Annotated in this window: 9 protein-coding genes; 4 read left to right on the top strand and 5 right to left on the bottom strand. The window is 43.8% G+C overall.

Annotation, left to right across the window (positions count from 1 at the left end; translation table 11 throughout):
- Positions 1 to 9 precede the first annotated feature (9 nt).
- The 3 genes from AK823_RS04390 to AK823_RS04380 form a co-directional block, all read right to left on the bottom strand.
- Positions 10 to 1,452 (bottom strand): APC family permease, encoded by a 1,443-nt coding sequence (locus AK823_RS04390; protein ID WP_068034930.1) that lies wholly within the window; start codon positions 1,450 to 1,452, stop codon positions 10 to 12.
- 351 nt (positions 1,453 to 1,803) lie between these two features.
- Positions 1,804 to 3,066: a 4-aminobutyrate--2-oxoglutarate transaminase gene (gene gabT / locus AK823_RS04385; protein WP_068326578.1), complete on the bottom strand. Its 1,263-nt coding sequence runs from the start codon at positions 3,064 to 3,066 to the stop codon at positions 1,804 to 1,806.
- 149 nt (positions 3,067 to 3,215) lie between these two features.
- Complete coding sequence (locus AK823_RS04380) at positions 3,216 to 4,691, bottom strand: NAD-dependent succinate-semialdehyde dehydrogenase (RefSeq protein ID WP_203226574.1); 1,476 nt, start codon at positions 4,689 to 4,691, stop codon at positions 3,216 to 3,218.
- Between the two features lie 255 nt (positions 4,692 to 4,946).
- Between AK823_RS04380 and AK823_RS04375 the strand changes: the two genes are divergently transcribed.
- Positions 4,947 to 5,717: an IclR family transcriptional regulator gene (locus AK823_RS04375; protein WP_068326575.1), complete on the top strand. Its 771-nt coding sequence runs from the start codon at positions 4,947 to 4,949 to the stop codon at positions 5,715 to 5,717.
- A 124-nt stretch (positions 5,718 to 5,841) separates the two neighbouring features.
- Here AK823_RS04375 and AK823_RS04370 read toward each other — a convergent pair whose 3' ends face one another.
- Positions 5,842 to 7,080, bottom strand: a complete 1,239-nt coding sequence (locus AK823_RS04370) for a CaiB/BaiF CoA-transferase family protein (protein ID WP_068326572.1) — start codon at positions 7,078 to 7,080, stop codon at positions 5,842 to 5,844.
- A gap of 191 nt (positions 7,081 to 7,271) precedes the next feature.
- Positions 7,272 to 8,456, bottom strand: coding sequence for an acyl-CoA dehydrogenase (locus tag AK823_RS04365; RefSeq protein ID WP_068034925.1), 1,185 nt, complete (start codon positions 8,454 to 8,456; stop codon positions 7,272 to 7,274).
- Positions 8,457 to 8,626: 170 nt separating this feature from the next.
- Here AK823_RS04365 and AK823_RS04360 point away from each other — a divergent pair, with 170 nt between their 5' ends.
- The 3 genes from AK823_RS04360 to AK823_RS04350 all read left to right on the top strand — a co-directional run bounded on the left by AK823_RS04360 (position 8,627) and on the right by AK823_RS04350 (position 12,357).
- The gene (locus AK823_RS04360) at positions 8,627 to 9,454 is read left to right on the top strand and encodes a helix-turn-helix domain-containing protein (RefSeq protein WP_068326569.1); all 828 of its coding nucleotides are present in this window, start codon (positions 8,627 to 8,629) and stop codon (positions 9,452 to 9,454) included.
- 225 nt (positions 9,455 to 9,679) lie between these two features.
- Entirely contained in the window at positions 9,680 to 10,273 is a 594-nt protein-coding gene (locus tag AK823_RS04355) for a hypothetical protein (RefSeq protein WP_068326567.1), read from the top strand.
- Positions 10,274 to 10,554: 281 nt separating this feature from the next.
- Positions 10,555 to 12,357: an FMN-binding glutamate synthase family protein gene (locus AK823_RS04350; protein WP_068326565.1), complete on the top strand. Its 1,803-nt coding sequence runs from the start codon at positions 10,555 to 10,557 to the stop codon at positions 12,355 to 12,357.
- Positions 12,358 to 12,385 lie beyond the last annotated feature (28 nt).

Genomic DNA, 12,385 nt, shown 5'->3' with positions numbered 1-12,385 from the left:
TCTAAAATATTATCTTTTGGGCGGATTGTCTTTTAACCACAACTGATTCACAATCTTCAATTGACGTAATTCTTCTGACATGATTGCTTCACTTTGACCTGGATATTTAACTGATGCATAGCCATACAATGCAATACCTAACACTGTCCAACCAAGGAAGATCCACCACTCAACACCTATAAGCGCCGAAGGCATACCTGGCATATATAGAATAAGTAGGCCAAAACATAAAACAATTGTGATTATGCCTACCAGCTTTCCAGCTGGTACTCTAAACGGGCGTACCATATCAGGCTCGCGGTAGCGTAGCACTAAGAACGAGATAGCAACACAGGTATAAGCGATAACAATACCAAAACCACCTGCATCAACGATCCACACCAGCATCTTGCGACCGAACAATGGCGCTAGCGTTGCAAGACCACCAATCAGTAAAATTGCATTAACAGGTGTGTTGTATTTTGGATGTAATTTACCTAAGAATGCTGGCAACATATGCGCTTTTGACATGGCATATAGTAGACGACTGCCACCGATTAGGAACGCATTCCAGCTAGATAAAATACCGAGTACACCGCCAATAACTAGTAAGATACCTGCCCATTTGCCTTGCCATGCGTTAGTCATTGCATCAGCAGTAGCAAGCGTTGAGTTTTCCGCTTGCAAAAGTGGCAATGTCGTACCAACGCTCCATGCGATGCCCACATACCACATCACAGCAACGACGATAGAGACAATCAAAAACTTACCAATATTAGGACGTGTCAGATCAATCTCTTCTGCCGCTTGCGGAATAACGTCAAAGCCTACAAACATAAACGGTACCATCACGATAACCGCCATCATGCCACCGACTCCACCGATAAAGGCTGGCGATTGCACTGCATTTGAAGTCTCAGGATTGTATAGTATTGCACCGATAATTAGCAGCGTACCAACAAACAAGATACCTAATACTGCTGTCTTCTGGAACCAAGCACTGACTTCCATACCACGAATATTAAGCCAAGTTACAACGACCGACCCTAGCATACCGACGCCTACCCACGTGGCATAAACTTCCCAACCGGCAATGGTCCATAGGTAACCTTGGTTATAATTGGGTATAAAGTATTCAACGACTGTTGGTAGGGCTACTGCCTCAAATGCGACTACTGAGAAGTAACCAAACAAAATACTCCACGAGCAAATAAAAGAGACATTGACCCCCAATGCTCGGTGCGTATAAGTATGCTCACCGCCTGTAATCGGCATTGATGATGCCAGCTCAGCGTAAGTAACGCCAATCAGTATCACTGCTATACCGCCAATTAAGAACGCTAGCATAGCGCCCCATGTGCCCGCAGATAAAATCCAGCCACCAGCTAAGACGACCCAGCCCCAACCTACCATAGCACCAAATGCTAGGGCAATAATATCGAACGTCCCCAACGATTTCTTTAATCCAGACATAATTTACTCCTTGTCCGTGTGTCATCCGTGTTAACCTTTTTAGGGTTAAGCTGACTTTGATTTATAGGTTAAACCTACCTATTATTCTATTCAAACAACGTACTTATTGAGTACCGTCTCCAACAAACATTTTTGATTATTGAAGTTTCTCAAACCTCAAAAACAGCAACGGCGTCTTGATTTACAAGACGCCGTTGCAGAGCTTATACTCAGAGCTAGTGCTCCGAAGTCGAGGTAGACCTTGACTACTACATTGACATCTTAAATTTTAATCAAACTAATAAGTCTAATTAATAGTGCTACAACGCATAATATATTGTCTAATGTAAAATAGCTAAGACTTAATAAAAATTAAGCAGTTAGAATACCCTTAATAATATCAAGACCTTCTTGTAGGACTTCATCTTCAACTGTTAGCGGTACCATCACACGAATGGCGTTGCCGTGCATTCCACAAGATGCTAATAATAATCCTTGCTCGAAAGATTTGGTTTTTAGGTTAGCCGTTGCATCAGTATCAGGCTTGCCTTCGCTGTCGATTAGCTCAAAAGCTAGCATCGCGCCTTTATGGCGGATATGACCAATACTGCTAAGGTTTAAGCCCTTTAAGAATGCTTCAATTTTGTCGCCAATCTCCACACTACGCTCAAGTAAGTTTTCTTCTTCAATCACTTCCATAACCGCTAACGCTGCTACACAAGCAAGTGGGTTACCAGCATAAGTACCACCTAAACCGCCTACTTGAGGGGCATCCATAATATCAGCACGACCAATGACCGCAGAGATAGGATAACCACCAGCCAAGCTCTTGGCACTGGTCATCAAATCAGGCTCAACGCCTAACTGCTCACTTGCAAATAAAGTACCTGTTCTAGCAAAACCACACTGTACTTCATCAAAAATTAGGACGATGCCGTGCTCATCACAGATGTCGCGTAAAGATTTAGCAAATGAAGGCGTTACTTGATGGAAGCCACCCTCGCCTTGTACTGGCTCGATAATCATCGCGGCCACTTCACTAGGATCAATATCCGCTTGGAAGATCATCTCAAGGCTATGCAGTGCTTGAGCTTCTGTAACATTTAGCTCTTCAGCAGGGAATAGCGCATGAAACACAGGACCTGGCATAGGACCAAAGTTCTTTTTGTATGGCAATACTTTACCCGTTAGGCTCATGCACATTAAGGTACGACCATGCCAACCGCCAACGAAAGAAATCACACCTGGACGACGCGTTTTAGCACGTGCAATCTTGATACAGTTTTCAACCGCTTCAGCACCAGTGGTTAAGAAGAAAGCTTTTTTCTCACCGCTGATAGGGGCTTTTTCACAAAGTTTTTCAGCAAGATCCACGTAGCATTCGTAGTTGATCATTTGCGCCGCAGTATGGGTGAACTTATCTAGTTGCTCATGCACACGCTGAGTGATTTTTGGATGGCTGTGACCAGTATTCAATACTGAAATACCACCAACGAAGTCGATATAACGATTGCCTTCAACGTCCCAAACTTCTGAGTTCTTTGCTTTTTCTGCAAAAATAGGAAACGCAACCCCAAGCCCTGTTGGTAAAACAGCTTTACGGCGCTCAAACAATGATTGATTGGTAGTAGTCATAGAAATGTCCTTTTCTTTATTTTTAACATAAGTGCCAGTTATTAAGTGGCGGTTATTGAGTAGTGATTTATCTAATTAACCTTCAGTCGAACAACTTATTTGATCAACTGAAGGCTTAAAACTAAATATTGAACCAATTAGCTAGGCTATTAGCTAATATCAGAGCACCAGTATTTGGTTACAACATATTCTTCGATGCCATATTTTGATCCTTCACGACCAAATCCAGATTGCTTGACGCCACCAAATGGTGCGACTTCGGTAGAAATTAAACCCGTATTATGGCCGATGATGCCGTACTCAAGGCCTTCAGTCACACGCCATGAGCGTGCATAGTCGCCACTATAGAAGTAAGCGGCCAAGCCGTAGATAGTGTCGTTGGCCTTACGAATGACGTCTTCTTCATCTTTAAAGGTAAAGATAGTTGCGATAGGACCAAAGATTTCTTCGTGAGCAATATCCATATCACTACTAAGATCAGTGATGACCGTTGGATTGTAGGTCAGCTCCGATGCGCTGTTAGTGCTGCCTCCAGCAATGAGCGTCGCGCCTTTATCTAATGCATCTTTGAGTAGTGCTTGCACTTTTTCTAACGCTTTTTTGTTAATCAGAGGGCCAATATCAACGCCCTCTTCCAAGCCGTTACCCACTTTCAACTCAGCCACTTTTTTGACGAATACATCTAAAAATGCATCTTTGATACTGTCTTGAACATAGACACGGTTGGCGCAAACACAGGTTTGACCAGCGTTACGATATTTAGAAGCAATCAAGCCTTCAGCGGCTTTTTCAAGATCGGCATCATCAAAGACGATGAAGGGCGCATTACCACCTAGCTCTAATGACAGTTTTTTGATAGTTGGCGCACATTGAGCCATCAAAGTACGACCGACTTCGGTAGAGCCTGTGAACGATAGCTTATGAATGCGAGCATCACCGGTTAGGATGTCGCCGATGACAGATGATTTACCAGTGACCACTTGGATAACGCCTGCCGGAATACCAGCTTGCTCCGCCAAAGCGCCAAGCGCTAACGCAGAAAATGGGGTTTCGGTCGCAGGTTTAATAATCATCGTACAGCCTGCCGCTAATGCAGGCGCTGCTTTACGAGTAATCATCGCCGCTGGAAAGTTCCAAGGCGTGATGGCCGCGCAGACACCAACAGGCTGTTTTAGGATGACATGGCGCAGTTGTGATTGATTAGCAGGGATAACATCACCGTAAACACGCTTGCCTTCTTCGGCAAACCAGCGGATAAAGCTATTGGCATAGCCAACTTCACCACGTGATTCATTTAAAGGCTTGCCTTGTTCAGCGGTCATAATGATAGCCAAATCTTCTTTATTGGCATCGATGAGGTCTGCCCACTTTTGTAGTAGCTCAGCACGCTCTTTTGGGGTTTTGGCCGCCCAAGTGATTTGTGCTTCATGAGAAGCAGCAACCGCATCGTTGACATCATCGGTCGTCAGGCTTGGAATACTACCAATGACTTCGCCGTTGAAAGGATTGCTCACTTCAATAGTTGCCTCATCACTGGCGGCATGCCATCCGTCTTTAATCAAGCAATGTTGTTTGAGTAGGTCTGGGTTTGATAGCTTTAGCGTAGACTGTGGCAGTTGTGACATGTTGACACTCCTTGTCGATTAGGCTGATTGCGTGTTTGTAATAATAAATAAAGGCATCGTTTGGATACGACTTTCTATCTATAAATAATTATTGATAACTGTTACGTTGTTCAATATACTGAACATCAATTCTATATATGAGACATCATTATAAGAATGATAGGATACACTTTGCAACCCCTATTATCATTTTCCTGACTATTTAAAGCTTTATTTTTATACCCTTCTACTTCTACTTACTTTTATAGGTTACTTATGAGCTCGACCGCCGTTCCTGCGTTAGATAAAACCTTCCAGATTTTAGACTTGATTACGGCCAGCTCTCAGCCTTTAACAGCAGCACATATCGCTAAAGAACTAGAGCTTCCTCGTAGCTCAACTCATAATATTCTACAAAGTCTACTGACCAAGCATGTCATTTATAAAGATACTGAGAATCGCTTTCATCTAGGATCATACTTAATGTATTGGGCGGGCAAATATGAGCAGCAGCAGGGGGTCATACAGTTATTTAAAGATCTAATCGTACAATATCCGGCGCTCCTACAACATACTGTCACCCTATCCAAGCTAGACTTAGGCGAGGTCGTATTTTTGGCCTGTCATGAAGCGCCTGCCCCACTCGGTTTTACCTTCCGTGCTGGGGTGCGCGTACCAGCGGTATTTTCAGCGACCGGCAAGGCTATGCTCTCCACCTTATCTATGGACACCATCGAGACACTATACGAAAGCGACTTTCCTAAACCAATAACCCCAAATGGTGTAGATAATTTTGCTAGTCTATCTGACGAGCTGACCGCTATTCATAGCAGTCGTATCTCATTGGATGATGGGCAACTACGCGAGGGTATGTATTGCTTGGGTACTTATATTCGCAACGCATCTGGCACTGCAGTCGCTGGCATGGCGGTCAGCTTTTTGCAGGTAGAGTATGAATCTAAGCGTGCCGAAGTTAGTGCTGTCCTTATTGAATTAGCTAAACAAATTGAACAGCGCTTAGGCTTTATACCTTCGCATTCAGCCTAGTTTTTCCAACAGCTTTCACCTAAAGACCTTGGTTTATAAGCTTTTAAACTTAAAACGCCTCAAAAAACAGAATACTCAAAATAGCATCCAGCAACTCCCTGTTTACTATTTTGACTAATTCTAACTAAACAATTCCATCAGCTTTAAGCTTCGCTATCATCTCACTATCATAACCAAGATCTGCAAGCGTGCTGTCAGTATGCTCGCTTAATTTTGGTGGCGGCGTACGATAAGTGACGGGAGACCCTGAAAGCTTAATAGGACTACCAAGTGCTTTTACAGGACTGCCTTGCGCGGCGAAATCAACAATCATCTCACGTGCTTGTGCTTGCGGCATTGCTAAGGCTTCAGCGATATTATGAATAGCACCGCACGGAATACCTACCTGATCTAAAACCTCCAACCAATACGCACGCGGGTGCTCAGCAAACTTCTTAGCCAGCTCATCACACAATAGATCACGCTCTGCAACTCGTGCAGGATTGGTCATAAAACGAATATCGGTATGCCAATCGACTCCTAGCACTTCACAAAGTTTGGCAAATTGACTGTCATTACCACATGCTAAAATGAAATGCTCTTCACTCTGACCTGCAAACACTTGATAAGGCACGATATTAGGATGCTGGTTACCCAGTCTTGGCGGTACAGTTCCTGACGCTAAATGATTCATACCGACATTGGCTAACATTGCCAGCGCACTATCGAGTAGCGCCACATCAACGTGCTGCCCAAGTCCGTTATGTTGACGCGCTAATAGTGCCGCTTGGATACCAATCGTGAGCTGCAAGCCTGCAAATAAATCAACAACGGCAACGCCAACCTTATGCGGTTCACCATCACTAGGACCAGTGATACTCATCAGTCCTGATAAGCCCTGAATAATATAATCGTAACCTGGACGCTTAGCATCTGGTCCCGTTTGTCCAAAACCTGTCAATGACGCATAAATCAGGCGCGGATTGTCTTGTTTCAAGCTATCGTAATCCAAGCCATATTTCTTAAGACCGCCAACCTTAAAGTTTTCCACCACGATATCGCTATCAGCGATTAACTGCTTGATAATGACTTGTCCTGCAGGTTTAGTAATATCAACAGTGAGCGATTTTTTATTGCGGTTAATAGTCGCATAATAGGCAGAAGTGTCATCGCTGAATTTTGGCGGGGCCCAGTGGCGAGTTTCATCGCCGATGCCAGGACGTTCAACCTTGATAACTTCTGCGCCAAGATCTGCTAAAACTTGCGTACAAGATGGACCTGCCAATACTCTCGATAAATCTAATACCTTGATACCCTGTAATGCTGCCCGTGGTGCATTATCAACATCGTCTTGTGCATTAGAAGGTTGTAATGTTGTACTCATGATATTCCCTTACCTTTTAGAAACATTGAGATATCTATTATTTTAAGCTTGCTCATATACCATTATTTCAACTTATAAAAAAACGCACGCTAATGTTAAGCGCTATATTAAAGGCTAAACAGTAACGTACGTTAGTCGTTGAAAATCTATACTGAGTTGTACTTTAATCAAAAACTATTGAATGCTTTAGATTAATAAAACGCTTGAATGCCAGTCTGCGAACGACCTAGGATAAGTGCATGGATATCATGCGTACCTTCATAAGTATTCACCGCTTCTAAGTTCATAACATGGCGAATGATATGGAACTCATCAGAGATACCATTACCACCGTGCATATCACGAGAAACACGAGCGATATCTAATGCCTTGCCGCAGTTATTACGCTTAATTAATGAAATCATCTCAGGCGCTGCATTGTCTTCGTCCATCAAACGACCCACACGTAGTGCCGCTTGTAAACCAAGAGCAATCTCAGTTTGCATATTAGCAAGCTTTAACTGTACCAACTGCGTTGCTGCTAGTGGACGTCCAAACTGCTTACGATCTAGCGTGTACTGACGTGCGCCTTTCCAGCAAAACTCAGCTGCGCCCATTGCACCCCATGCGATACCATAACGGGCTTTGTTTAAACAGCCAAACGGACCTTTAAGACCACGGATATCTGGGAAAGCATTGGCTTCAGGGACAAATACTTTATCCATGACGATTTCACCAGTGACTGAAGCACGAAGTGAGAACTTACCTTCGATCTTCGGTGCTGATAAGCCTTTCATACCTTTATCTAAGATAAAGCCACGAATGTCGCCTGCATCATCTTTTGCCCAAACGACAAACACATCAGCGATAGGACTGTTAGTAATCCACATTTTATTACCAGTCAGCTCATAACCGCCATCGACAGCGCGCGCACGAGTCGACATTGACGCAGGATCTGAACCTGAATCTGGCTCGGTCAGACCAAAGCAACCGACATACTCGCCAGTTGCAAGCTTAGGTAGGTACTTCTCTCTTTGCTCTTCAGTACCGTAGGCATGGATAGGATGCATAACCAAACTTGACTGCACACTCATCGCTGAACGATAACCAGAATCTACTGCTTCAACCTCTTTAGCAATCAAACCATAAGCCACGCTTGACAAGCCAGCACAGCCGTAACCCTCGATCGTCACACCAAGCAAGCCCATCTCGCCCATTTGGCGCATAATGTTGCGATCAAAGTTCTCATGGCGATTGGCTTCAATAATGCCAGGCATTAGCTCTTTTTGAAAAAACTGACGTGAGCTGTCATTGACCATACGCTCTTCATCGGTTAACTGACCACGTAATAAAAAAGGATCTTCCCAATCAAAACTTGGGCGAGTAGATGTTGCCATGTGGATCTCCTTGGTGTCAGTCATCCTGACCGACGATAATGATTGATTTGGTTAATGCAACTAGTAATTGACTTACATGTTCCGCTGTGCGAAACTTAGTTTCATAATATAAACCATTTAAGCAAAATTTATTCTTCTTGTAAACCCTTTTAAATATATATGGTCAAAAAATGATAAGAAAATCACTAGCAACTATGCCTTTACTAGATCGAATGGGTGCGACGCTTATTCGAAGCAAAGAGGAAGATGATCGGCAATTTGTCACTGCCCTTGGCCGTGGCTTAACCCTACTTGCTGCATTTGAACATCAAGATCAGCTAAGTCACCAGCAATTATGTCAAATGACAGAACTGCCAAAGGCGACTGTTACACGCTTAATTTATACCTTAACTACGCTTGGGTTTTTGCGTACGACGATACACGGTCAGTACGAATTGGGTAGTAGCGCGGTACGACTAAGTGCGACGGCATGGAGTCGTCATGATGTGGTCGCGTTTGCCGAGCCATTACTCCGTCAGTTTGCTGCTCAAAATGAAGTCTCAGTAAACTTGGCGACAGAAATCGAAGGTGAAATGCGCTACTTAGCTTGCTGCCGTAGCCCTGCTCGCCTATCCGTGAATCTACAAGTAGGCTCAGCGGTCCCCGTCGCACGAACCGCTATTGGACGTGCGTTCTATGCGGCAAGCTTACCAACCAGACAAGCGGTCATTAGCTCTCACTTGCAAAATAATTTATCTGACACAGATTACAGCCATGCGCAAACAGCGTTAAATCAGTCAGCAGAATATTATAAGAAGTACAGTTATACGTTGTCTGACGGCGAGTTTTCTAGTGATATATTAGCAGTAGCCGTTGGGGTATTTGATGTTGCCACTGGACAGTATGCCTATTCACTCAATGCCAGCGTTCCGAGTGCTAATTGGCAAAGCGACGACTATGCAGCGGTAATTGTGCCTAAGTTGCAGGAATTGGCTGAGCGGATTGGAAATGGTGCTTAGAATATAAGAAATCACTGATAAACAATATGAGCCTGTGTTCAACACTTTTTAACTATTACGCTACTACTTTACTGCTCAGTCAGATAGCGTTACTAATGGTATTATTAATGTGAAAAACATACTTATAATTATCAAATTGATGTCACTACAGATCTGACTATGATTCCAGAATATGACGTTGGTAACTGATATTAGTGACTGATGTTAGTGAATAAGGATATAACGATGACTCTATATGCTAGCTCGCACCGAATGATAGTAGTGATGACCGCTCTACTCCTAGGTTTAACCAGCTGTGCGCCACCGCCAGATACTATCACCGATATAGATACCAAAGTTAAGGTCGATGACCGCACTACTACTGATATCACACCTTCTGGTTCGTTTACTAAAAACAGCTTCGACAATATAAAGCTCGGTTCTGACTTTAACCCACAGATATTGACTCAAAACACTGAAAATTTAGACGGCTGTTTCGGCGCTCAGAGCACTGCTCATCCTGCTGCTGGTTATATAATCATCGACAATACTGTGGTTGAAATAGGTACATCAAGTACAGACATCTTATCTGCTTATGGGGTTATGGTAGGTGACAGTCTTGAACAACTATACGCTAAGCATCAAGGACAACAACCTGAAGTCGAAGACAGCCCTTACGGCAATCCAAACGAGAATATTATTCTCTACTATTGGTATGAAGATAATGGTCAAAGCAGTGAGCAAAAAATTGGCACTAAATATCAAGTCGATAATAATGTCGTGACCAGCATCAGTATCGGCTTTGAGTCTGCATTAAGGTTGGGAGAAGGCTGTGCGTAGATTGTAATTTATAATAAGTTTAAAGCCATTGATGGCGATAAAACATTGGTGCAGGTTATCTGTTAAAACCACCTAATAATATCAATGTCAGAATACTAGTATTAGCACATTGTTACTCAAATACCGTTATGCAGTGATATCATATGTGTATGATGTAGGCGATAAATCTGAGCGCGTTATCTGTGTTTGATAATGATGATAAAAGAGTGGACTTTTGACCTACTTTCTCTTTCAATCATCTTCGCCTTTTTAATCTTTACATATTACTGTTGAGCGTTGTTATGCCCCAATCTCGTACCAATCTAAACCCAGAACCCAAAACCAATTCGCCTTATTTAGTCGGTGTGCTGTTACGTTACAGCACTTTTGCCGCTGCTGTCTTGCTGTTTTTAGCAGGGCTATTATTGATGAATTGGTGGCTGATTATTCTTGGCGGGTTTGGAGTATGTTTGGGGATTTATGACGTCATACAGTCAAAGCATGCCATCTTGAGAAACTATCCAGTGGCGGGGCATATTCGCTACGTACTTGAAGACTTTCGTCCTGAGATTCGTCAGTATTTGTTAGAAAACGATAAAGAGCAAGTGCCGTTTTCACGCCAGCAGCGCGCCCTTGTTTATCAACGCGCCAAGAACGTCAGTGATACCAATGCCTTTGGTACGTTGGATAATTTATATACGCCCGGTAAAGAATGGTTTTTGCAGTCGGCGGTCAGCCAGCCTCTAGAAAACCAAGATTTTCGCATCATGGTCGGTGGCGAACGTTGTCAGCAGCCGCATAATATGTCAGTATTCAATATCTCAGCGATGAGCTTTGGGAGCTTATCTGCCAACGCCATTATGGCGCTTAATCAAGGCGCTAAGATGGGCGGATTCACCCATGATACCGGTGAAGGTGCGATTAGCCCCTATCACCGTAAATTTGGTGGCGATTTGATTTGGGAGTTGGGTACCGGTTATTTTGGTTGCCGTGATGATGATGGCAATTTTGATCCACAGTCTTTTGCCGAAAAAGCCGTCGACCCTCAAGTAAAAATGATTGAGATTAAGCTATCTCAAGGGGCGAAGCCTGGTAAAGGTGGCGTGTTGCCAGCGGAAAAAATCACCCAAGAGATTGCTGATACGCGTCAAGTGCCTACTGGTCAAGATTGCGTCTCGCCCTCTTCCCATACGGCATTTAGCACTCCGCGCGAGCTAGTTACTTTTTGGCAGCAGCTACGTGAGTTGTCGGGCAGCAAACCAGTCGGCTTTAAGCTATGTATTGGACAGCCTTGGCAGTTTATGGCGATTGTCAAAGCCATGATAGAAGCTGATAACTATCCTGACTTTATTGTCATTGATGGCGCAGAAGGCGGCACAGGCGCAGCACCAGTTGAATTTATGGATAACGTTGGCATGCCAATGGTTGAAGGGTTTTTATTGGTACACAACACCTTAGTTGGCGCTGGCATCCGTGACAAAATCAAGCTTGGCGTCAGTGGTAAGATCGTATCCGGCTTCGACATTGCTCGCCTAATCGCACTGGGTGCAGATTGGTGTAACTCAGCACGTGGCTTTATGTTTGCCGTTGGCTGTATTCAGTCGCGCTCTTGTCATACCAACACCTGCCCGACAGGCGTTGCGACCCAAGACCCCTATCGTCAAAAGGCGCTCGATGTGCCTAGTAAAGCTGAGCGCGTCGCAAGCTTTCATAAGAATACGCTCAAATCACTTTCTAATATCGTCGGTGCCGTTGGTCTACAACATCCGAGTCAGTTGCAGCCTTATCATATTGCGCGTCGTCTAGATGACGGGCAGATAAAACTTTTATCGAAATTCTTTTATTTCACTGATAGAGGCGCCCTACTTAATAGTAGCGCCCGCGCGGACGTGTTTAATCAGATGTGGGTCATGGCAAATCCTGATAGCTTTTTAGCAAATAACGATGCCCTAATTGCTTATAATAAAGATTCACGAGATAAAGGTAGAGAAACCACCACATCAACGGAACAGAGCCTTGGGAACTTCGCTAGCATCACTGGCGGTGGACAGTTAATCGGCAACGTCAACAATACTTTTCGCGAATTTCCATCTACTAGCGATTGAACAGTAGCTAAAAAGTGCTCAGCAATAA

Origin of the sequence: Psychrobacter sp. P2G3 (assembly GCF_001593285.1) — a bacterium.
Taxonomy (GTDB): Bacteria; Pseudomonadota; Gammaproteobacteria; order Pseudomonadales; family Moraxellaceae; genus Psychrobacter.
Note: the sequence above shows the minus strand (reverse complement) of the source record. Positions and strands in the feature narration are given on the sequence as shown.